The 23,583-nt window shown below is 47.3% G+C and carries 15 protein-coding genes; 7 read left to right on the forward strand and 8 right to left on the reverse strand.

The window, feature by feature from the left end; translation table 11 throughout:
* Positions 1-4: 4 nt before the first annotated feature.
* The 4 genes from EL84_RS28280 (at position 5) to EL84_RS28295 (ending at position 8,542) form a co-directional block, all read left to right on the forward strand.
* A complete protein-coding gene (locus EL84_RS28280; RefSeq protein ID WP_047843864.1) occupies positions 5-2,068 on the forward strand; it encodes a family 43 glycosylhydrolase in 2,064 nt (687 codons plus the stop codon).
* Between the two features lie 34 nt (positions 2,069-2,102).
* Positions 2,103-2,423, forward strand: a complete 321-nt coding sequence (locus EL84_RS28285; protein WP_268794703.1) for a winged helix-turn-helix transcriptional regulator — start codon at positions 2,103-2,105, stop codon at positions 2,421-2,423.
* Between the two features lie 254 nt (positions 2,424-2,677).
* Positions 2,678-7,648 carry a discoidin domain-containing protein gene (locus tag EL84_RS28290; protein WP_047843866.1) on the forward strand — a complete coding sequence of 1,657 codons (4,971 nt, stop codon included), beginning with the start codon at positions 2,678-2,680 and terminating at the stop codon, positions 7,646-7,648.
* A gap of 174 nt (positions 7,649-7,822) precedes the next feature.
* Positions 7,823-8,542 carry an SDR family oxidoreductase gene (locus EL84_RS28295; protein ID WP_047843867.1) on the forward strand — a complete coding sequence of 240 codons (720 nt, stop codon included), beginning with the start codon at positions 7,823-7,825 and terminating at the stop codon, positions 8,540-8,542.
* Between the two features lie 79 nt (positions 8,543-8,621).
* On the opposite strand, the gene EL84_RS28300 is transcribed toward EL84_RS28295, so the two are convergent.
* A complete protein-coding gene (locus EL84_RS28300; RefSeq protein ID WP_047843868.1) occupies positions 8,622-9,650 on the reverse strand; it encodes a hypothetical protein in 1,029 nt (342 codons plus the stop codon).
* Positions 9,651-9,907: 257 nt separating this feature from the next.
* Here EL84_RS28300 and EL84_RS28305 point away from each other — a divergent pair, with 257 nt between their 5' ends.
* Positions 9,908-11,983, forward strand: a complete 2,076-nt coding sequence (locus EL84_RS28305; protein WP_200904548.1) for a methyl-accepting chemotaxis protein — start codon at positions 9,908-9,910, stop codon at positions 11,981-11,983.
* Positions 11,984-12,077: 94 nt separating this feature from the next.
* Entirely contained in the window at positions 12,078-13,250 is a 1,173-nt protein-coding gene (locus EL84_RS28310; protein WP_047843869.1) for an aminotransferase class I/II-fold pyridoxal phosphate-dependent enzyme, read from the forward strand.
* A 223-nt stretch (positions 13,251-13,473) separates the two neighbouring features.
* Here the strand turns inward: EL84_RS28310 and EL84_RS28315 are convergent, their stop codons facing one another.
* The 3 genes from EL84_RS28315 to EL84_RS28325 form a co-directional block, all read right to left on the reverse strand.
* Complete coding sequence (locus EL84_RS28315) at positions 13,474-15,522, reverse strand: iron ABC transporter permease (RefSeq protein WP_047843870.1); 2,049 nt, start codon at positions 15,520-15,522, stop codon at positions 13,474-13,476.
* The gene (locus tag EL84_RS28320; RefSeq protein ID WP_047843871.1) at positions 15,519-16,520 is read right to left on the reverse strand and encodes an ABC transporter substrate-binding protein; all 1,002 of its coding nucleotides are present in this window, start codon (positions 16,518-16,520) and stop codon (positions 15,519-15,521) included. The genes EL84_RS28315 and EL84_RS28320 overlap by 4 nt, the downstream gene beginning before the upstream one ends.
* Positions 16,521-16,695: 175 nt before the next feature.
* Entirely contained in the window at positions 16,696-17,238 is a 543-nt protein-coding gene (locus EL84_RS28325) for a CueP family metal-binding protein (protein ID WP_047843872.1), read from the reverse strand.
* Between the two features lie 164 nt (positions 17,239-17,402).
* On the opposite strand from EL84_RS28325, the gene EL84_RS28330 reads away from it, so the two are divergent.
* On the forward strand, positions 17,403-18,035 hold the full coding sequence (locus tag EL84_RS28330; RefSeq protein ID WP_047843873.1) for a TetR/AcrR family transcriptional regulator: 633 nt from the start codon (positions 17,403-17,405) through the stop codon (positions 18,033-18,035).
* A gap of 106 nt (positions 18,036-18,141) precedes the next feature.
* On the opposite strand, the gene EL84_RS28335 is transcribed toward EL84_RS28330, so the two are convergent.
* The 4 genes from EL84_RS28335 to EL84_RS28350 all read right to left on the reverse strand — a co-directional run bounded on the left by EL84_RS28335 (position 18,142) and on the right by EL84_RS28350 (position 23,566).
* Positions 18,142-18,912: an SDR family NAD(P)-dependent oxidoreductase gene (locus EL84_RS28335; RefSeq protein WP_047843874.1), complete on the reverse strand. Its 771-nt coding sequence runs from the start codon at positions 18,910-18,912 to the stop codon at positions 18,142-18,144.
* An 877-nt stretch (positions 18,913-19,789) separates the two neighbouring features.
* The gene (locus EL84_RS28340; RefSeq protein WP_047843875.1) at positions 19,790-20,821 is read right to left on the reverse strand and encodes an NAD(P)/FAD-dependent oxidoreductase; all 1,032 of its coding nucleotides are present in this window, start codon (positions 20,819-20,821) and stop codon (positions 19,790-19,792) included.
* A complete protein-coding gene (locus tag EL84_RS28345) occupies positions 20,822-21,838 on the reverse strand; it encodes an ABC transporter substrate-binding protein (RefSeq protein WP_047843876.1) in 1,017 nt (338 codons plus the stop codon).
* A gap of 102 nt (positions 21,839-21,940) precedes the next feature.
* Positions 21,941-23,566, reverse strand: coding sequence for an AraC family transcriptional regulator (locus tag EL84_RS28350; protein ID WP_047843877.1), 1,626 nt, complete (start codon positions 23,564-23,566; stop codon positions 21,941-21,943).
* Between the last annotated feature and the right edge of the window lie 17 nt (positions 23,567-23,583).

The raw sequence follows: 23,583 nt of genomic DNA on the forward strand, positions 1-23,583 counted from the left end.
GAATATGTGGAAAAAAATCAGTGCTCTTCTACTCGCTCTTCCTTTGCTTATAACATCATTCCCTTTGACAAGTCCGGCAGCTTCAGCCGCAACGTTCAGCAATCCGGTTATTTACGCGGATGTTCCTGACAGTGACGTCATTCGGGTAGGCAATGCATTTTATATGACAAGCACAACGATGCATATGAATCCGGGAGTCCCGGTCATGAAGTCTTATGATCTGGTCAACTGGAGCATCGTAAACTACGTATACGATACGCTTGGAAACGGGGATATACAGAATCTGAACAATGGACAAAACGAGTATGGGCGTGGTTCCTGGGCGAGCAGTTTGCGGTACAACAACGGTATATATTATGTGGCCTTTGGATCGCTTTCCACGGGCAAGACGTATATTTACCAAACCAGCAATATTGAAACAGGACCATGGACACCTTACACATTGAACAGTTATTACCATGACCCCTCCCTTTTGTTTGACGGGAATCGAACCTTTCTTGTTCATGGCAGTGATAACATCAGTATCGTTGAGCTGACACCTTATGCCAAAGCCGTTAAATCCGGCGGGCTCAATCAGGTCCTGATTCCAAACGCAAGCAGTGTTGCCGGCTCCAACATGATTGTAAAGGCAGAAGGAGCACACATTCAGAAGATCAATGGTATGTACTATGTATTCCTGATTGCCTGGCCTTCGGGTGATGGTCGCATTCAGCTTGCCTATCGTGCAAACACATTGACAGGTCCATACACAGGTAAAGTTGTACTCAGAGACTCGGGAATCGCCCAAGGAGGCATCGTGGATACCGCATCCGGCGCTTGGTACGGCTTGCTGTTTCGTGATAGCGGAGCCATTGGACGCATCCCCTATCTCGTTCCTGTGACGTGGTCTGATAACTGGCCTGTGTTTGGGGTGAACGGCAAGGTTCCCCTTAACATGAATATGCCCGTTGAAGGTCAGCCTGCTGCCAAAATCTACGGGTCCGATGAGTTCAACGCAATCACATCAGGCACACCCTCAGTAACGCAACTGTTAGTGAACGGCGGCTTTGAGGAAAGCAGCATTCAGCCGTGGACCAGCAACAATACGGCGAACATCACCGTAACAAATGCCGAAGCATTCAGCGGTACAAAAAGCCTGCTCGTCAGCGGCAGACAGCAGACAGCAGGCGGAGCCAAACAGATGGTTACAGGCAAGCTGGTACCTGGAGGAACGTACTCTTTTTCGGCAAAGATCAAATACACTACTGGTCCTGCAACCAAAACGTTCAATCTTAGCATCCAGAACGGTGCAAGTTATACCGGAATTACCATTATGGGCAGTGCGACGTTAACCCGTGGACAGTGGGGTACCATTCAAGGTACGTATACCGTTCCGTCAAATGCAGACCTGTCCCAAAGCTTTATTTTTGTGGAAACACCGTATAACTCGAATCCGGACCCGACCAATGATTTGATGGCGTTTTATGTAGATGACGTCTCCCTGACGAGCAATTCATCTTCCGGTACATCCAGTCTCGCTACTTTCTGGCAGTGGAATCATAACCCTGATGTTGCCAACTGGTCCCTGCTCCAGCGGCCCGGTTTCATGCGGTTAACCGCAGGCAAAATCAGCAAAAACCTGTTAGAAGCCCGCAACACGCTGACACAACGAACCTTTGGTCCAAAAAGCACAGGGATGACCGCTTTGGATACAGCCGGCATGAAGGATGGTGATTACGCTGGACTCGCTGCTTTTCAGGCCAGATATGGTTTTGTCGGCGTAAAAATGACGGGCAGCACTAAATCAATCGTTATGGCTAATGCCAGCTCCGGCACCATGACTGAAGTAGCAACTGTGCCATTAAACCAGAACAGAATCTATCTCCGCGTCATCTGTGATTTTACGAACCAAACCGACAAAGCCTACTTTGCTTATAGCCTGAATGGCAGCAACTGGACAACCATTGGCAATACACTTCAAATGTCTTACACCCTGCCACACTTTATGGGATATCGGTTTGCACTATTCAATTATGCAACGAAGTCTACTGGGGGATATGCAGATTTCGATTATTTCCGCGTAGAATAAATGTAGTTTTATTCGGTTATTAATTTTTCACTTATTGATCAGGACCTGGACTTCACTATGTGTGGAGCCAGGTCTTTTTCAGTACATTTTTTATGAAGAGATTCACCTTTTAACTTCAAAAATCCCGGAACAAGTGTTAATTCAACAATTGCGCGAGCTGGAGCGGGACGGCCTTGTCACCAGACATGTCTACCAACAGATGCCTCCCAAAGTAGAATATGGACTTACAGAATATGGCGTTACCGCCAACACCATCGTGGATGTCATGTGTGCTTGGGGGAGGGACAATATTGCTCACAGGCAACAACGGGGCGAAGATATCGTATTGTTGGAGAACAACGATTCCGAATCTTGATTTCACAGTTGCACATTCCCCATACATTATGTAGGACATATGTCTCTTTTTCCACGAAAACGATTAAAAAACCTTTATATTCCAGACAAAATGATCGATATACAAAATGGGGCACCTGAATATCCCGTGTTGAGCATTGGATTCACATCTCACAAAAGCAACATGGGAAACAAAATGATACATACGGTAGCGAGAAAGAGAAGAAGAGAAGCTCTGTCTGGTGAGATGGCAAGGGCTAACAAAGGAGTAGTCATATGAAGGTACGAACGAGTCAAAGAGGAAAAACACGCAACATCTACATGAACTTGCTGTTATCTGTTCTGTTGTTGATTAGCAGCATCCCGCTGTGGCCGGTCTCAAAAGTGAACGCCGCAGATGAGGAACATCATCTGTTATCCCTGAACCGGCCTGTGTACAGTTCCTCATCTCTGGGCGGCAATACGGCAGATCTTGTGGTTGACGGCAACAAAAACAGCCGCTGGGAAAGCATATGGCAGCAAGATCCGCAGTGGATCTATGTTGACTTAGGCACGGTGGCCTCCATCTCGGGCATCTCCATCCAGTGGGAAAATGCGTATGCTTCCGCCTTTGATCTGGAAGTATCCAACGACGAGGTCAACTGGCAGTCTGTTTACTCGACAACGAAGGGGCAAGGCGGCCTGACAGAAATTGAGGTCACAGCGGAGGCACGATATGTGCGCTTGTTCAGTCATCAAAGAGCACAGCCAGCCTATGGCGTCTCTGTATACGAATTCAATGTATATGGGACGGGCGGAGCAAATCCACCTCCCAAACCATTAGCAATGAACCTTGCACTAGGACAACCGGCTACAGCGTCTTCGGAAGAAATTGATGAGCCCAGCCGTTCAGCCGAGGATAAAGCCAAAATGGAAAAAGGGAATTACGAAGCACGGAATGTAACGGATGGCCGTCCGGATACACGCTGGTCTTCCATCTACAAGGATCAGGAATGGATTGTTGTAGACCTTGGACTAATCCGGGAAATCGGGAACGTATCCCTACAATGGGAAAACGCCTTTGGACGTGCATACGATATTCAAGTATCAAATGATGCAGACCAGTGGACTACATTATACCGGGAACTGCACAGCGACGGTGGACGGGATGAGATTCCGGTATACGCCGAAGCACGGTATGTGAAATTAGCCGGACTTGGCAGAGGAACAACCAACGGATACTCCCTGTACGCATTCGACGTCTACGAGTATATCGAAGGCGATGCCAAACCTGTGCATACAATTCCGAATATCCCTGAACCGTCCTCGGTAAAGGTGGGTTCCGGCAGTTACGCTGTAAATGACATCACCATGCTGCAGCCGAAAAACCCGAAAAATCGCACGGCTGACATCACAGCGCCCCTCCCTTCCAATGACTGGTGGCAGTCTATTCTTGTATCCGATCTGGGGGATGGCAACAGTCTGGTCACACTCCCGCTTAAAAGCAGATATACCAAACAAGGACTTCAACTTCTGAATCCCGGAGCTGGTTACGTTTCGGCTGATGGTGGTTCTATGGACGCTGACGGTGAACCGGATCTGATCATGAGCACCAGCAATATGAACCCGGCGGAGGTAAATACCAAGGTGGCGGGATATGGGGATTATTCCGCAACGATCATCATGAGCGATGATGACACAGCCAAAATGAATACCACGTTTGTGAAAGGTTCCCCTTTCCTGTACAACACCTTCGATAACCCGGATACCATTATTGTTCGTTCTCCCAACATCACACGTCTCTTCGATGATCAGAACCGTGAAATTGTTCTGAATGATGGAGAATCTCTGACGGCCGATCATATCGGTGTTGAAGTAACCAATCAGGACAGAGCGCCCACGCCTCAGACCTTTACAAGAAACTACGGGATCTTTGCACCTGAAGGAACCGTATTTATGAAACTTGGCAATACGCTCAAAATCAAGCTGGGCCAGAGCGAAAACTATCTGTCACTGGCTACCCTGCCGTCCGCGGCAGAACTGTCTTATTATTACCAGCATGCCTACGCCTTTGTAACCGATACAACAGTGGACTACAATTATAATGAGAGCACTTCACTGGTAACGACTACCTTCAACTCGGTAACCCGGACGAAGCGGGCAGGCTTTTCCTCCGAGACACTGATGGCCTTGTTGCCGCACCAATGGAAACTAGCGACTACTCCGGTAACGGAGCTTGCTTACCCTTCCATTCGCGGCATGATGAAAGTAAGTGAAGGCAATACGTTTACGACACAGGATCGATTCTATGGCATTATTCCGCAATTTGTGGAGCCAGATGATCCAACCTACTCGCGTGCACAATTAATCAGCTATCTGGATCAGCTTGACGCGGATACCGCAGGCAATCTGATGAGCGAGGATCCTTACTGGCAAGGGAAAAAGCTTCATCCACTTGCACTGGGTGTACTCATCAGCGACCAGATAGGAGATACGGTACGACGAGACAACTATCTGTCCCTGCTTCGAACCATTTTGACAGATTGGTATACCTATTCGCCGGACGAACCTTTGCACTCGTATTATTTTTATTATTCGGATGAATGGGGAACCATCTTCCCTTACGGTAGTGGATTCGGTGTTAATACCGGATTGACAGATCATCATTTCACCTACGGTTATTACGTTTTTGCATCGGCTGTACTGGCCACATATGACAAAACATTCTTGCAAGATTACGGCGATATGGTTGAGCTTCTGATTCGGGACTATGCCAATCCTTCACGAACAGATGATCAGTTTCCATGGCTTCGCAATTTTGATCCGTACGCAGGCCACTCCTGGGCAGGTGGTTACGCCGATAATCGCAGCGGGAATAACCAGGAGGCCGCAGGTGAAGCGCTCTTTAGTTGGGTCGGCCAATATATGTGGGGTGAGGTGACAGGCAACAAAGCCTATCGTGACACCGGGATCTGGGGCTTCATGACCGAAGAGAAAGCTGCCGAGCAATACTGGTTTAACTATGACGGGGATAACTGGCTGGAGGAATACCAACATGCTACGGTAGGTCATGTGTACGGCAGCGCCTACCTGTATGGAACGTACTTCTCTAATGAGGCGGAGCATATTTACGGTATTCACTGGCTGCCGCCAGCAGAATGGATGACCTATTATGGACGTGATCCGCAGAATACTAAGGCTCTCTACAATGGTCTCATTAAGGACCTGGGTGGTCAGCAGGAGCGCACATGGCAGCATATTATCTGGCCATTCCAGTCCATTGGAGACCCGCAAGGTGCTCTAGCCAAATGGAATACGAGCGAGATGCAGCAAAATGAAGTCTTTAACGCGTACTGGTTCATGCACAGCATGGGTTCTACGGGAACACGCACGATGGATATATGGGCAGATGATCCGGCAGCAACCGTGTATGAAAAAGACGGCGTCTATACAGCGCAAATCTGGAATCCGTCCGACACTGTCAAAACAGTTCATTTCTACAATGCCCATGGCGCTTTGGGTTCGGCTACCGTGTATGCCAAAGCGCAAGTAAAGGTTAACCCGCTGGAACATTCCGTCGTTAAACAGCCGGATGCCTCTCAGGGTGTAGTCTATCTCGATCGGAGCCAATGGACCATTACGGCATCCTCCAGTTCGGAGCCGGTAGAGCGCATGGTGGACGGTGATCTGACTACACGCTGGTCATCCGGACAGATTCAGAAGCCCGGCGATTGGCTGCATATCGATCTGGGTAGCGAACAGACTATGGATACGGTATTCATGAACTCCGGCAACAACGGCGGTGATTATGCTCACGGGTACGAAATCTACGTATCCAAAGATAACGAGAACTGGAGCGAGCCTATCGCAGAGGGAGCAGGAACATCTCCAAGTCTGTCCGTTGATTTGGGCATGCAAACCGCCCGTTATGTCAAAATTGTATTGACTTCCTCTGCAGACAGCTGGTGGTCGATCTCTGAACTAAAGCTTGCCCGATTTGGCAAACTTGAAGCAACACCAGAGCTCCCACAGCCCGTACCGCCTCCAGATCGCTCTTCATGGATCGTAACCGCCTCCTCTACTCAAGGAGCAGATGTTACAGCCAATATGCTGGACGGAAGTTCAGATACACTATGGACAAACGGTAGGAAGCAAACCAAAGGACAATGGATTACCATTGACCTCGGCCAGAAGAGTTTTTTCGATGCCATAGAATTGGACCCGGGCCATGCGAAAGAAGACTATCCGAGACAGTATCGGATTTATGTCTCGGATGACGGTGAACACTGGGGCACATCCATTGCGGGCGGCGAAGGCACGCCTGGACGCATGTCCATCACTTTCCCTGAACAGCAAGCACGTTATGTGAGAATGGTGCAGATCGGGGATTCCGATCAATGGTGGACGATCTCCGAGTTGTTTGTTCATCATAATGGAACGGGCAAACAAAAGAGGCTGCTGCCAGATGGCTGGTCCGTGACAGCTTCCTTCGGAGACGATGCAGCGGCTATACTCGACGGCTCGGACCAAACACGCTGGACCTCCGGTCAGACTCAAACAGGCGGCGAATGGATTCAGCTTGATCTGGGAGCCTCGCAGCCAGTGAATCGGATTGTACTGGACAGCGCGCACAGCCGGGAAGACTTTGCTCGCGGTTATGAAATATATACTTCTCTGGATGGAGAGCATTGGGGAAAATCCTTGGCTTCAGGTGAAGGATCAGATGCGCTACTTTCTATCGCTTTTACACCGCATGAGGCACGTTATATTAAGGTCGTACAGACGGGTACCGATTCTCATTGGTGGTCCGTGGCTGAATTAGAGGTCTATACCGCTGATCAGACACCTTGGATATCCGGGGAACAGGATCATCTGCTACCTGCTGAACTGGATCGAACATCATGGACAGCGACTGCCTCCACCTCTGAAGATGTTGCGGCGATGCTCGACGACGATCTGAATTCACGCTGGACCTCTTCATCTGGTCAACATGCCAATCAATGGGTCCAGATTGATCTGGGAAGCAAGCAGAGCTTCAGCCGCTTGACAATGGACTCAGGCAGCAGCAGCAACGATTATGCTCGCAACTTCCAGTTTTTCACTTCTGATGATGGCGAACGTTGGGAAGGGGTTACGGAAGCACTGGGAACAGGACCTGTCATCTCACATAGGTTCTCCAGACAAACGGCGCGATACATCAAAATTGCCTTGACCGCGGACACTCCCGAGTGGTGGTGGTCCATCGCCGAGTTAAAACTTTACCATTAATGTCATCATGATCTCTCCAACCATCTCTCTCCCGTCCTTGCGGGGCAGAGGTGGTTTTTCTTGATAAGGATGAAGCATACCTCATGTAAACTTCATGTTCCATATATCACCTTTATAGTAAGATATAGATTAATGTAAATATTATTAATTTCTAATCGATAAGGAGGGCTTTAATTGAAAAATATAATTGTCTTTGGTGCAAGCAAGGGATTGGGCGATGCATTTGTCAGAGGTGTGCCACAATCCGGTGATAAGGTCTGGGTGGTCTCTCGCAGCAAGCCGGAAAGTCTATCCGTGGAGGATGGCGTCGAGCGAATATGGATTCAGGCTGATCTTTCCGAGCTTCAGGCCGCAGAGCAAGTTGCCAGCCAACTTCAAGGCGAGACGTTGGATGTGCTTATTTATAACGTGGGGATCTGGGAAAAGGAAGGATTTGAAGAGCACTACACGTTTGATAAGGATGAACCCGCAGATATCAGTCAGCTGATCCATGTGAATGTGACTTCTACAATTGTATGTATACAGGCTTTACTGCCTCAGCTCCGCCATTCTGAAGCAGGCAAGATCATCCTGATTGGTTCAACAGCCGGTTTGAGCAATGCAGGCAGCAGCCAGGTTTCTTTTGTCGCCTCCAAATTTGCCATACGGGGTATTACGGAAGCTCTAAGAGAACATACGAGGAATGACCGCATCGCGGTGACATGCATCAACCCGGGAGAACTGGCGGCAGAAATTCCATATGAAGACGGGATGGAACGTGCATTGGCCGAGTATGATGGGACCCGCATTCCCTTGCAGGATATGGTCGCCATCGTTCGATGTATCATCAGCTTGTCCAAAGCGGCCTGCGTAAAAGAGATCAACATGCCTGCATTAACGGATACGAACACCTAGATAGCAATGACATCTACACGCCTCAATCGGTCCGTTCACCGGAGTGCGCTCTGTATACACACGCTGGACAGAAGCCCGTTTAGATTAATACATGCGATAAGTGCGCAATACCTATAGAATTCAGGCGTTCATGCTCAGGGATATTTTCATATAACAAATGGGATTTTCCGGCCTTGTCCAGGTGATCACGCATAGCTGCAATTCGTCCTTTGTTAACATCAATAAAACGAAAATCGATTTGGCGCAAATGCTCCAGCCCGGTTAGTCCAGCAAAAGAATCCGCCTTGAGTGCTGTATTCATCTCTTTCAGTTCAATAGACTCCAAAGCACGGGCTGTCCATAGTAATGTGGTATCCCGTAACGATTTCATATAGTCCAGTTCGAGCTGTCTGAGAGAGGTCAGAAGGGAAAAGTCGCATAACTGCTCCAGCTTGGGCAAGGACAGGTGCAGATATTCCAGCCCGCGCATCTGTTCGAGTCCCTGAATACTCGTCAGTTTGCGAACAGAGCTGAGCTTCAACATCGAGATGGTCGACTGTGTCAATACATCCAGTCCCCCTTTTAACTCACAGTGATCCAGGGATAGATACTGAAGCATAGGCAGTTCCGCCAACACATCAGCACTTTCGACCGTGCAGTTCAGAATGAGCGTATGCAGTTGGAGGCATGCCGCAATGGAAGCAAATCCGTTGAATTTGCCACGCAGTTCAAGAAAGGTTAATCGTTTGTAGTGTTTAATAAAATCGAGCACGGTCGCCTTTGCAGGAGAATTCAATCTTAGAAACTGCAGTTGCTCCATCGCACCCAGAATCGTCAAATCCTGTGCCTGCGAAAGATCAAGCTGCAAGGCAGACACATGTTTCAACTGTGCCAGTCGCCCCAAAAATCCGGATGAATATACCCCTTTAGGGTCCATATGTGATATGTGTAGAATCAGATCCGGCCGGGCAAAGAATACTTTGGCATCGAGCTCGGCAAGGTCCTCGTATGTATCCGCGTCAACGCGAAAATGAACCGTTGCTCTGCGACGCAACAGATGCACCGCCTGGTGCATCTTTTCGGCATTCCATGGAACCCCCTGTATTGAAGCATGCCATAACTCACTCACAGATAATCCCCCTTTTCCATCCATAGTTCCAATTCATTCCATTATAAACAAGATCGCCTGGATGAACCACCACCGATCCCGTTTTTTCATTCCTTTCCTCTTTTTTCATCCCTCCCCTTTCACCCTGCTCATACTCATGCCTTTCCTTTCCGTCGCTTTCAGGATTATTCGACAGAAATCTACATAAAACTATAGATTAAGCCGACATATAACTTAGGCGTTTTGAGCTTTTTATTAATCATCTGGGGAGATGGAATATGTCGAACATGTTGAACAAGTGGGGGAAAACGGGAGCACGGACATCCAGTATGGCAAATACGTTGTCCATTGTGCTGCTGATCATTATCGTAGTTGTCTTTGCCGTGCTGGGAACATTTATGTTTGCAAGCACACGAAACATTCTGGTGAAACAGCAGGAATCCATGCTCCAGACCAAGACACAAGCCATTGTTAGTGAATTTGATGCACTATTCAAGGAAAAGGGCGCACTGGTCAAGCAAATGTCCACCAACACATTATTTCAGCAATACATAGAAACAACAGCATCTGCTGCGGATGCGAAAAGTTCAACCTACGCTGCGGAAACACAGGCGACACTCGCCGCTATCGTTAAGGCAGAGCCTTCGTTTGCCGATGCCTGGGTCGCGGGCCTGGATGGAAAAGGCTTTTGGATTCAAAATGATGGTGTCGTATCTGCACCGGACTTTGATATCCAATCACGTCCATACTACAAGCCGGTTACCGATGCAGACGGACTTTATTTCTCCGATCCGTACATTGATATTGCAGCAGGCGATGTACTCATGGGTATCTTTTATCCAATCAAAGACGAAAACAACACCATGATCGGCTTTGCGGCAGCGGATATTGCATTCAAGGATATCCCGGCGATTATGGAGAGTTATTCCCTTGGAAGCACAGGTTATTCCATGTTGCTATCCAAGAGCGGGGAAATTCTGTACCATCCGGATCAAGAGAAGGTATTGAAGGAGAACATCCTGAACAGTACGGGGGATATGGGAGACATCGGCAAGAAAATGCTTGCGGGTGAAAACGGCGTACAACTTATGAACGACAATGGGGAACGTCGATATATCGGCTACGCTACCAGCAAAGATACGGGATGGTCCGTTGGTCTGACCATATCCGAAGAAGAAGTTCTTGCAGAATTAAAAACATTCACGTGGATTACGCTTGGCGGTTTTGCTGCAGCCACCCTTCTGCTTGTGATTATCTGTTACATTACCCTTCGCCGTCTGTTACGCTCCATACCACAGCTGCTGGCCAAGATTAAACAGATTGAACAAGGTGACCTGACTGTCAAACTGGATATCAAATCTAATAATGAAATTGGACAGATCGCCACCGGCTTGAATTCCATGGTGCAGAAAATTCAGGGCATGCTGCAAATGGTCGGCAGCTCGGCGCAAATCCTGAACCAGTCGTCGAATGATCTGCAAGCCATCTCCTCACGAACGGCTGTGACCATGAATGACACATCAACAGCCATCAACGAGATTGCCAATGCTACAAATTATCAGTCCATCGAAACGGAAAATATCTTACGCAAAACAGGCTCATTATCCAGCCAAATTGATGAAATTGCTACCGATGCGCAGGCTATGGGAACGGTCGTGCAGACATCTGCTGATCAAAGCAGCCAAGGACTTGCGGTCGTGGAACAATTATCGAAATGGTCCGAGGAAAACCACCTGTCCACCCAAGCAATGTCCTCTATTATCCAGGAGATTGACCTGAGTCGGAATGAAATATCCAGTTTTGTGGATACAGTCAAACAGATTGCCTCTCAAACGAACCTGCTCGCCCTGAATGCCTCCATCGAGGCTGCACGTGCTGGCGAACATGGAAGAGGATTTGCCGTCGTTGCCGAAGAGGTCCGCAAACTTGCAGAACAGACGGCTCAGGCAACAGAGGAAATCAACAAAAAGGTGAATGTTATTGAAGAGAAAACAACCCTGTCGGTTGAACATACCATGCGCGGTATGAAGATTGCGGAGGAGAATGCCAAATCCGTAGAAGATACCAAACATGTTTTCTTCAGTATTAACAAAGACCTGAAAGATCTACAGCAACGTATGATGCAGATTACCACTAATACCGCCAATGTACACAAACACAAAGATGAGATATTCCAGGCACTGGAGATTATCTCATCCACCACAGAGGAGAACTCGGCATCGACGGAAGAAGTAAGCGCCAGCACGCAGGATCAGCTGGATAGTATCGAACAGGTAGCGGATCTGTCGAAACAGTTGAACCAGCTATCTGGCAAACTGCAAGACGAACTAAGTCAGTTTAAAGTAAAGTCATGATCCGCAAGCTTTCCCCTGCTCTTCTCTTTTAGTCGCTGTCCATTTATTATTAATGAATATGCGTACGAAGAGGATTGGAGGCTGAATCATCATCATGAACTTTGCCAAACGAATGGATCATTTCAACGAAGGAATTTTCACCAGGTTGCTGGAGATCAAACGCCGCAGACTGGAGAACGGTCAGCCCGTTATTGATCTCAGTGTGGGTACGCCGAATATCCCACCTGCGCAGCATATTATAACTGCACTATGCGAGGCCGCTGCTGATCCGGCTAATTATATATATGCTGTGAATGATCAGAGTGAGTTGCTGCAAGCTACAAGCGATTGGTACAAGCAACGCTATCAGGTCGAGTTAGACCCAGCAACACAGATCTGTTCCTTGCTCGGTTCACAGGAAGGGCTGGCACATATATCCCTCTCCATTGTCGATGAAGGTGATCTGGTGTTAGTCCCTGACCCCTGCTATCCAGTCTTTGCGGATGGACCGTTACTGGCAGGTGCAGAACTGTATTATATGCCGCAAAAAGAAGAAAACGGGTATGTTATTCAGCTTCAGGATATACCGGAAGATATCGCTCATCGAGCAAAATTCATGCTGGTCTCCTATCCTAACAATCCGACAACTGCGATGGCACCGGATCAGTTCTATCTTGACCTGATTGCCTTTGCCAAGAAGTATGATATTATCGTGCTTCACGATAATGCGTACAGCGAGCTCGTGTTTGACGGAAAGTCATGTGGAAGCTTCCTCGCATTCCCTGGCGCCATGGACGTCGGTGTGGAATTCAATTCCCTGTCAAAAACGTACGGACTGGCAGGAGCTCGAATCGGCTTCTGTGTGGGCAATACAACCATGGTCTCCATGCTGAAAAAGCTAAAATCCAATATGGATTACGGGATGTTCCTACCGATCCAAAAAGCAGCAATTGCCGCCATTACCGGAGATCAATCCGAGGTTGAACGGGTCAGAGCAATCTATGAACAGCGAAGAGACATCCTCTGTGATGGATTCAGCAATCTCGGTTGGCCCATCGCTAAACCTGAAGCAACGATGTTCGTCTGGAGCCGGATTCCGGCGCACTACGACAGCTCGGAGCAATTTGCCATGGATCTGGTTACACATGCAGGAGTCATCGCAACGCCAGGCAGTGCCTTTGGACCTTCAGGTGAAGGGTATGTGCGCTTCGCCCTCGTTCAGGATAATGAAATATTGCAACAAGCGGTACAATCCGTCGATGACAGCGGGATTCTGAAATCCAGCTAACGGGAGCACAATTCGAATGTGCTCGAGCCAAAATCCCCTCAAGGTCCACAGGGAGTAAGAGTTTCACGTTTGATAAACGTGGTCTCTACTTCTTGTAGACGTGAGGGGATTTTGTCATTTGGTGCGGGAGTAGACATTCATTGGGTGATTTAAGATTGCGGCTGAATGGTGCCAAGTGACAGCAAAAAGCCTGCTCGGGGAGCAGGCTTTTGGTTTGAACTTTTTATACAGACTTGCGCCAGTTAGAACGATACATCAGATACAGGAAGTACGGTGTTCCGATGATCGCAATGAGTATGCCTGATGGAATCTCTGTTGGCGCCATAACGGTTCTGCCGATTGTATCGGCGAGCACCAGCATGACTGCACCCGCTAATGCGGATAGGAACATGGATCGTCTTAACTTATTCCCCGTCAGTAACCGAACCATATGTGGTGCAATCAGACCGATAAAACCAACGGTTCCTACACAAGCAACCGCACCTGCTGCAAGTAATACACCCACTGTCATGGCCAATAATCGTGTACGACGTACTCCGAGACCAAGCCCGGATGCACTATTGTCGTCGAATACCAGCAGTTCGAATCTGCGTGCCAGCCACCAAGCTACCGGTACCAGAATAACTAAGAATACTCCGATAACCTTCACCTGTTCCCAGGTACGAGCATAGGTGCTTCCTGTCAGCCAGATATATCCGCTGCTACCGTATACCGCACCACGGACAATCAGAATCTGAATACCTGCTCCAGCAATGGCAGACATTGCAATCCCCAGCAACACAACCGCCGAAGGGTTCAGTCCTTTCTTCCAGGCGAGGGAGAACACCACCACTGCAGCAATGGCTGCACCGATGATTGCCGCAATTGGCAGCAAGTATATCGGAAGACCCGGCCATAAGATGATGACCATCATCGCTCCAAGCCCTGCACCTGAGGACACACCAACAATTGAAGCATCTGCCAGCGGGTTACGTACCGCCATCTGAATGAGTACACCACTGATTGCCAGTGCAGCTCCTGCACCTGCGGCAACAAGTGTACGCGGAATCCGAAGCTGAATCAGCGCGGAGAACAGTCCATCCGATTGGAACAGACTTGGTAACCAATCGGCCAGGGGAATTCGCATACCGCCAAACATCGTACTGAGCAAGATAAGCACGACCGTTATGACTGAGAATAATACAGCCATCGGGCCAAATGCAAAGCGACGCGCAGCTCCTCCTGTGCTCATTGAAGTTGACATGCCTGATCCGTTTGCAGCCTTCATGCGTGTAAGAACAAGCCAGATGAGCCACGGTGCACCAATGATCGCCATAACAGCACCCGTTGGCAGTTCCATGCTGGAGTTATGCACCATCTTGGCGAGGACATCTGCTCCAACCAGGAGCGCTGCGCCCCATATGAACACACCGGGTAAAAGTAATCGGTTAGAACGTACACCACTCAATCGAACCAGATGTGGTGCGACCAGTCCCACGAAGCCAATCGGTCCGATTACACTTACAATCACAGCAGCCAGCAATACAGCAAGAATTAACCCTACTGCACGAGCCAATGTAACCTTTTGTCCCAAGGAAGAGGCCGTTGATTCATCCAACTCCAGCATATCCCACTGTCTGGACAGGATTAACGCGAGAAGGGTAATACCAACCACCCAAGGCAAAGCATAAAACACACCACTCCAGTCATTCTGGACAAGTGTTCCGGAGCCCCAAAGGAACAACCCTTGTGTCTCCATGGAGAAAAAAATATGTAATGCACTTGTAAATGAACCAAGCACCATCGATACAATCATACCGGACAACGCAAGTCGAACCGGGCTTGATGTTCGTCCGCCGCCCATGAAATAAGCCGCAAATGCTGCCAGCAAACCACCTAGTGCTGCGAAAAGAAAAGGTGACTGACTTAATAGACCTGGAAAAGCGATAGCTCCCAGCACCACCACAAAGTACGCTCCCGCATTAATGCCCAGCGTATCTGAAGCAGCCAATGGATTACGAGTAATCGTTTGCAGCAAAGCGCCCGCAACAGCCAGTGCGCCACCCGCAAGAATACCAATCACTGTACGCGGCATGCGCAAGTCCCAGACCATATTGTGCTCTAATGAATCCTGTCTGCCTGTAAGAGCGTCCCAAACGACATGCAAAGGAATGGAAGCTTCTCCATAACACAGACTTACAAAAAAAAGCACGATGAGAGCGGTTAGACCGCCCCCATATATGCTTATTGTGCGCCAATTCATAGCTGGCTTAGATCCTTGAACCGAACTCATTTGGTAATCGCCTCGACTACCCCATCAACCAATACTTTGGAGGAGATCGGTCCACCAAATGTCCATGTTGTGCTATCGAGTTGATATGTGCGTTTTTCCTTCACAAAGTTCAGTCCGTTCCATACCGAGTTATCTTTCATGGCTGTGCCAAAGACGTCATCGTCTGGTTGTGTAATATAAATGAAGTTACTGTCCTTCACATCGGTTAAGGATTCAATACCTACTGTAGAGAAGCCATAGTTCTCAACTTTATCCGGCTTCCATTCGTTAACCAGTCCGATTTTGTCCAAAGTACCAATCACAACCGAGTTATCGGTAAACATACGCAGGCTGACTGCATTTTGATATGTGAACGCTTGTGTCAGTGCAAAGTTGAAGTTTTCTTTCCCCGCAGCAGCCAGTTTTTCTTTGGCTTCTACATAGTGCTGATCGAGATTACTCAGAACTTCTTTCGCTTTGTCTTCCTTACCGAGAGCTGTTGCAATGTTATTAAAGATCTCTGTCATCTTGTCATAATCATAGCCGTCACCATCATACGGATCATATTCAATCGTTGGAGCAATCGCGTTAAGCTGATCGTAGACCGCTGTGTTATTATCTGCATTAGCAATGATGAGATCTGGCTTCAATGCAGCAATAGCTTCCAGATTTGGTTCACTGCGTGTTCCGATATCCGTTACACTGTCATCCAGTGCTGCTTCGGATGTTACCCACACTTTATAGTTAGCGTTATCTGCGTTACCTACTGGTTGAACACCCAGGGCAACAACATCTTCCGTATATGTCCATTCAAGCGTAACGACACGTTCTGCTGGCTTGTCCAGCTTAAGCTCTCCACGTTTATGCTTCACGGTAACAGGACCTGCTGTCTCTTCAGCCGGAGCACTACCCGAGTCACTACCTTGACTTGTATCTGTTGTAGTCGTGCTTTTACCACAACCCGCCAAAACCAGCACAAAGGCCAGCATAATCAACAGTCCATTCAACCCTTTTTTCATATCTCTTTTCTCCCCTGTTAATATGTATTTATATGATAACAATTATCATTATCACTATTGGATTATGCCGTAGGAATGGATTTTTGTCAATGGAAAGTACCTTATTCCCATTCTTTTATCAAATAAAAAAGGAAAGGATAGCTCAAAAGCCATCCTTCCCTTCTATTGATTGCTGTTAACTCAACTGCATCGTAGTGATGCATGTATTATCATTTTCGTATGTAGACAATTGCGTCTCTGCAACCTTTCCATCTCCAACAATACGAATCAGATAGGTTCTGTCTCTAGGCACCCAAAAATCCATAAATCCGTTCGCACCAGACTTAATCACTGCATCTTTCATAAAAGTGTTGCCTTGAGAATCGTGAATGGTAACGCTGAATTCCTTATTGCTCATTTCCCCCTGACAACCGGTCAAGCTATGAATTGCACAGGGATGGGTCTGGTCCACATAGGGTGCAATGGAAAGGAAAAATTCGTTCTCAGGCAAATCATATGTAATGGTTTTTTCATCTTGATCGGTGACGATTAACTGTTTAGCATTGATGGAGGCAGATTCCGGTGTCTCTTTGCCTGTGCTGATATCTTCCACCAATTTTCGGATGTTGGGTGCATTGGCTGTACCCGCCTCTTCCTTGCCCGTATTGCTTGCAAACAGATAGGTTCCGATTACAATCACAACTGCAACACTTGCAATGATCCACATTTGTTTTTTCATCTGGAGTCCATCTCCTCGTCCGTTTTGGTTTATTATAAGGGAGAACACAGTGATACGGACAGTTTACGACACCAAAGTCACCATATATTCACATTTTTGTATTGTAGCAAGATTAATCTGCTGCCTGTGCACTGTATCATTGATAAGTAAGGGAGGTTGTGTATATGTTTAAGTCTCCATCTGTATCTGACACCGATCGAAGAGTACACAAATCCAAACTGGCTCTGAAGACAGCCCTTCTGGAATGGATGTCCCGTAAGCCATTAGCCAGTATAACCATCACCGATATTGTCAAATCCGCCGATTTGAACCGCAGCACATTTTACAAGCATTATGTATACAAAGAAGACCTGTTTGATGAATTGTTAAATGACGTGATTGACGATCTAAAATTAGCCTATCGAGCACCCTATCAGCATTTCCGAGATTTCGATATTAAGGACCTTAACGCCTCAGCAATTCAAATTTTTGACCATGTGCTGGCTCATGCTTCCTTCTATACATTGCTGGTTCATTCTAATGTGCTACTGGATTTCAGGGATACGCTCTATATAACACTTAAGAACTTGTATCTGGAGGATGTGACCGATCTGTCGCCTGATCCACGGTTGGATAAGGAACTTCTCGCCTGTTATCAGGCCAATGCCGTTCTTGGGTTAGTTACGGGTTGGGTACAAAGCAACTTCAAATACAGCGCCTCCTATATGGCTGAACAACTGTTGGAATTCACACGTATGAACCGATCCCAAGAGATTTATCGGTCTAATCTCCATTCTGCAACGAGTCCAGCAGGATAAAGTTACGCCATAACTCTGTAGTGGGATCTACTCTTAAAAAGAGGTACTGTCTCTCCTGAAGCTTGAGAGACAGTACCTCTTTAGTATGTCGAAACATTTATTTTAATTAGTTGCTGATCCAGCCACCATCTACAGGCAATTCAACACCTGTTATGAATTTGGATTCATCAGATGCCAAAAACAGGTAGGCGTAAGCAATATCCATAGACTCACCAGCATGTGGAGGCAGTGGAGCAAGATTTTTGTAATTCTCCCCCATCTCCACCTGGGATTTGATGCCTGCTTTCTCCACCATACCCGTAAACACAGCACCCGGATGTACGGAGTTCACACGAATATTGTCTTTGGCAAACCACTGTGCCCCGTGTTTGGTCAATGAACGTACAGATCCCTTGGAAGCACTATAAGCCGCGCCCTGGGCATCCGCTATTCCACCAATGATTGCTGCAATGGAAGAGGTATTAACGATCGAACCTTGTCCATTCTTCTGCATATAAGGAATGACTGCCTTCATGCCGAGCCATACACCTGTACCATTAATGGACATAACCTTGTCCCAGTCCTCTAGCTCAGCTTCCAAAATGCCTTTGGCCATATGAATTCCAGCATTATTGACCAGAATATCTATTTTGCCGTATTTCGATACGGTTTCTTCCACAACAGCGTTCCAGGACTCTGGGCTGGACACATCCAGCTTCAACGCAATGGCTTCACCGCCACCAGCTACGATCTGTTTAACCTGTTCCTCCAAAGCTTCGACTGCCACATCGGTAGCCACTACCTTGGCTCCTTCTTTTGCAAATAATTGAATACCTGCCAATCCCATTCCACTTGCGGCACCGGTTATAATTGCAACTTTTCCAGTTAATCTGCCCATTCATATCATCCTTTCCTATTACGATGAGTGCCTCATTACGACACCCAACCTGTTAACACCTTTAGTATACGGATGAAATGAAAGCTCTTTCAATCAGCAAATAGACAGGCTTTTGTGGGATAACCGATAATGTGTGCTTCCTTTTGTCTGTTATGTCAAAGTTAATCCACAAATCTAAACCAATCTGTTGTTTTCACTCTCATACTGTATTCCATCTCAACGTGCCATAATTCGGTCTGCCATTTCCTCGGCTTGAAGTACCGCAGACAATGGGTCGGAGAGGAAATATCTTTTCCAGTCAAGGCCAATAACACGGCAGTGATCTATCTCGATGGACCCTGCCATGGTTTGCCTGAAGCTTGATCAAGTCCGTGTCTTGGACCATTATCGTGGATTCAGGGTCGTTCTCTCGGCTCGCCGCCGGTTAGATCAAAACATGGAGCGAGCGCTAACGACTCTGAGGCGTCTTATTCAACGATTTGAAGCGCCTACAGAAATCGAAAGAACTTGAGACACTCTATATCCGATTAAAAAGCCGTTTTCAGTGTTTTTATAAGGGGATTTTGGTAGAAAACGTGTCTGATGTTCCTTACAATTTTAAAAAAGGACATGAAGGCCAAATAAGATGTCCTGAGCTCCTTAGAAAATCATCTATCCATTTCGCCAAGATCGGCAGTCTGGTGATTCAAGACTCTTTATCCATCTCGGCGTATCCTTATTGATAATAGTGACATGTTCAAACCAAATAAAACAGCGCCACCTGAATCCCTCTGGTGGGCGCTGTTTGTGTAAACTTTTTTTGAAGCCCGACACAAGTTCGAGGAAATCTCGAACTTGTTCGGGCTCTTCAGATTGCCTTCCATCTGTATAAACCTATCTACGTATTGGAGAGCGCTTTGTTTTTTTCATAAAACCGGGCATTGTGAGAAGATACACCGGCCATATCGGAAGCAGCAGGTTCCAGATACGTCTTGGCACTGTTGACTGCGAGCACCGCATCGTTAAAAGCACCTGCGATCAGTCGAACTTTGCTTCCATAAGTGATAAAGTCACCTGCTCCAAATATGCCTGGAATGTTGGTACGCATGCGCTGATCAACGGATACGCCGTAATCTTCACGCGCCAGTCCCCATTGCACAAGGTTACCAAAATCACGATCATATCCGTGGCTTACGACAACTTCATCCACTTCAACATGTGTGATCTCACCAGTTTCTACATGGGCTAGCTCAACACGATCGATTTTGTCACCTGTACCGTATAAGCGTGAGATGTTAAATGGCGTCATGACGCTCGCTTGAGCTTTCATCTGAGCAACTGGCGACTCGTGTCCGGTAAACTCACGACGTCTGTGTGCTACCGTAACTTCACTTGCGATCTTGCTCATTTCATTCGCCCAGTCGACTGCGGAATCGCCGCCACCCGAGATCAGAACACGCTTCCCGGCAAATCGGGACAAGTCGGTTACGGTATAGTGCAGATTCGTCAGCTCATACCGATTGGCACCCTCGACATCCAGCTTCTGCACCTGAGTCATGCCTCTGCCCGCACATAACAGGATGGTACGTGTGTAGTGACGTTCGCCTGTTTTGGAAATGAGTACAAATACACCATCCTCACGTCGTTCAAGCTCGGCTATTTCCTGCCCAAACACAATCGTTGGATCGAACGTTCTCGCCTGTCTCTCCAGCGATTCAATCAGCTTCTCACAGCGAATCGGATCAACCCCGCCCACATCCCAGATCAGCTTCTCCGGGTACGTACGCATGAATCCACCCAGTTCCTGTTTGGCTTCGATGATCTTGGTACGCATGGCTCTCATACCACTATAAAATGAGGCATACATGCCAGCAGGCCCACCACCTATAATCGTAATATCGTAGATATCCAATTGTGTCTCGGTTGTCATTTAAGGCACCAACTTTTCAACAACATAGTCCATCAATTTTACAGAGCCAATCGGACCCACACCCGATACGAATTGGCTTGTCTTCAACGGGAAGACATGATCATTCTTCACAGCCTCCAGATTCGACCACACTTGGCTTGCTTTCAGATCTTCCATAGATTTCTTCGTGTCATAACCTACGAGGGTCCTGTCTTCCAGGAAAATATAATCCGGATTCATCTCAGGCAAGAATTCCAGTGAGAACTGGCTAAACCAATCTGTAGAGTCTTTGATCGCTTCAGGGCTATTCAGACCCAGGATATCATAGAAGAAAACACTGCTACTTCCTCCTTTGGGACCCATGAAACGGTAACGATTGTGCTCCACCCGGAGAACCAATACGGTCTTGTCTCCCAGGGCTGCCGCAATTTTCTCTTTCGCTTGTGAGGCTTTCTCATCGAATTCAGCCAGTACTTTGGCAGATTCTTCGGTCTTGTCAAATATGGCAGCCAGCTTTGGCATAGCACGCTTCATTTCACTGTTAGCATCCAGTGCCACCGTAGGAGCGATTTTGGACAATTCATCATATACGCCCTGTTCCATACCTTCGCCAGCGGTAAGAATCATATCCGGTGACAACGCAAGCAACTGCTCATAATTATATTGATATTGCTCGACTTCAATGATCTGGACCCCGTGTTCTTTCAAATAATCAGGGCGGTATTCCGCTTCAACTTCTGGAGTTAACAAAACGATTTGGGGTGTAACACCCATTTCAATCAGATACTCGGCATAGATCGAATCAAACACAACCAGATTTTGAGGATGGGTTGGAATCGTTACTTCTCCAAACTGATCCTTCACCACCTTAGTCCCACTTTCAGTCGCTGTTTCTTCTGCAGTACTCGCTGCTCCTTCAGTTGAAGCCCCTGCTGTTCCAGCTGTAGCATTCTCTTCCTTGGTTCCACCGGAACATGCCGCCAACATCATACTGATCACCAACAGCATGATACCCAACCCTTTAAATCTTCGTGACATGATATACTTCGCCCCTTATGTATATTGATAATGATAATTATTATCAAATAGTATCAAATAAGAAGTGTTGCTTCCATAGCATATCGTGCGTATTCAGTTGGATTATTGTGCTCTCTCATGAAAAGATTCCGTAAAATGGCGAATGATCTGATTAAGAATCAGAGTGTGTCCCGTTATTCCGTGACCGTCTACCCACAGGTGAGTATCTACGTAAAATACCCGATTATTTTTCACAGCCTTCAGCTCGTTCCATTGCGGACTCTCCCATAGTTTCCTCATATTCTCTTCAGCACTGAAGTGCTGCATAATCCGCTTCTCCACAAAGAGGTAATCGGGATTGGCTTGTGTGAGCAGTTCAAGCGAACAAGGGTTAAACCATGCTGTACCTGAATCCAGTGCTTGCGGCAGTGTTAATCCAAGCTGTTCATATAACAAGTGTGATACCCCGTGTGAATGCCCACCCAGATATCGATAACCAAACGCTTCTACCCTCAGCAGCATGACAGTGGACGCGGATTGGATGAAGGGTTGCAACTGTCGCTTAGCTACGCTGACTTCGTGTTTCATCTGCTGATGCAGTCTATAAGCCTCATCTTCTTTATAAAACCAGGCTGCCATTTGATTGAGCATTGGTTCTACATCTTGATGAAGTCCGGTTAGAATCGGTGCAATTGTGCGCAACTCCCTTTTGACCTCTTCCGTCAATACGTTTCCTATCAACATCTCCGGTTGAACTTGTCGAACAAGTTCTATCTCCACCTCATACTGTGTTACCTCCAGCATCTGCACTCCATGCGCTATAAATTGTTCATGGTGATGTGGGGACAGCAGGATTGGGGTGACCACTACGGCATGAGGGATGACACCCAGATGAATCATACTTTCTGCACAGATTGGAGAAAGTGATACGATCTTGCGCTGCGTCATCGTTTGCCTATATTTTTTAGGTGATATGCCAGTCAGTTGTTTGAAGCGTCGGCTAAAATAATGAGCATCTTCAAATCCAGACTTTTTGGCAATATCCTGTGAGGTTGCAGCGGTTAATATCAGTTCTTCCTGCGCGCGATAGATCCGGTAGTGGGCCAGATAATCCAGAGGTGGCTTACCATATCGCTCACTAAATTTGCGGGAGTAATGCCATGGACTGATTCCGGCAATCTGAGCTAACTGTGTACGTGTAATGACCTGATCATAATGCTGCTGCATGTAGTCAATGGAGCGAAGTATACCGTGTTCTGGCTTCAACTCGTTATCCGGCTGTTTCCGATATAGATTACTTAACAACTCATATAACAAATGCTGATGGCCAACTCTTTCTGCACTCTGATCCTGTGTATGCACTTCACTCCAATGCTGAATGATACTTGCCAGACTTCCACCGGACAGTTGCACTTTCTGATACGCCTCTCCTGACGGTAACCGCCATTCGAACTTCTCAGCTTCCCGTCTATCATGCAGCACCGAATATGTATCGAACTGAACATGCCAGCCTGCCAGATCCAGGTTGCCACCTTCAATGACCTCCATTACGGAGTTCTCTTCAAGCGCAATTAATTCTCCATAGGAGACGTGAACTCGGTGTCCATTTATATTCCAGATCGCTTTTCCATCAATGATAAATATCAAGGTGTGACTGAAAAAGTGATGCAGCTCGCCTTTCGTTATCCATGCGTTGCTTAGTGCATTCGTTGACTTCCATTGAGCAATCCATTCCATGTTGTCAGACATAGGTTATCCTTTCAAAG

Origin of the sequence: Paenibacillus sp. VT-400 (assembly GCF_001029205.1) — a bacterium.
GTDB classification, from domain to species: Bacteria; Bacillota; Bacilli; order Paenibacillales; family Paenibacillaceae; genus Paenibacillus; species Paenibacillus amylolyticus.

Coding starts and splice junctions, on each gene's coding strand:
- EL84_RS28280 (WP_047843864.1), top strand. CDS start 5: ATGTGGAAAAAAATCAGTGCTCTTCTACTCGCTCTTCCTTTGCTTATA.
- EL84_RS28290 (WP_047843866.1), top strand. CDS start 2,678: ATGAAGGTACGAACGAGTCAAAGAGGAAAAACACGCAACATCTACATG.
- EL84_RS28305 (WP_200904548.1), top strand. CDS start 9,908: ATGTCGAACATGTTGAACAAGTGGGGGAAAACGGGAGCACGGACATCC.
- EL84_RS28310 (WP_047843869.1), top strand. CDS start 12,078: ATGAACTTTGCCAAACGAATGGATCATTTCAACGAAGGAATTTTCACC.
- EL84_RS28315 (WP_047843870.1), bottom strand. CDS start 15,522: ATGAGTTCGGTTCAAGGATCTAAGCCAGCTATGAATTGGCGCACAATA.
- EL84_RS28320 (WP_047843871.1), bottom strand. CDS start 16,520: ATGAAAAAAGGGTTGAATGGACTGTTGATTATGCTGGCCTTTGTGCTG.
- EL84_RS28325 (WP_047843872.1), bottom strand. CDS start 17,238: ATGAAAAAACAAATGTGGATCATTGCAAGTGTTGCAGTTGTGATTGTA.
- EL84_RS28330 (WP_047843873.1), top strand. CDS start 17,403: ATGTTTAAGTCTCCATCTGTATCTGACACCGATCGAAGAGTACACAAA.
- EL84_RS28335 (WP_047843874.1), bottom strand. CDS start 18,912: ATGGGCAGATTAACTGGAAAAGTTGCAATTATAACCGGTGCCGCAAGT.
- EL84_RS28340 (WP_047843875.1), bottom strand. CDS start 20,821: ATGACAACCGAGACACAATTGGATATCTACGATATTACGATTATAGGT.
- EL84_RS28345 (WP_047843876.1), bottom strand. CDS start 21,838: ATGTCACGAAGATTTAAAGGGTTGGGTATCATGCTGTTGGTGATCAGT.
- EL84_RS28350 (WP_047843877.1), bottom strand. CDS start 23,566: ATGTCTGACAACATGGAATGGATTGCTCAATGGAAGTCAACGAATGCA.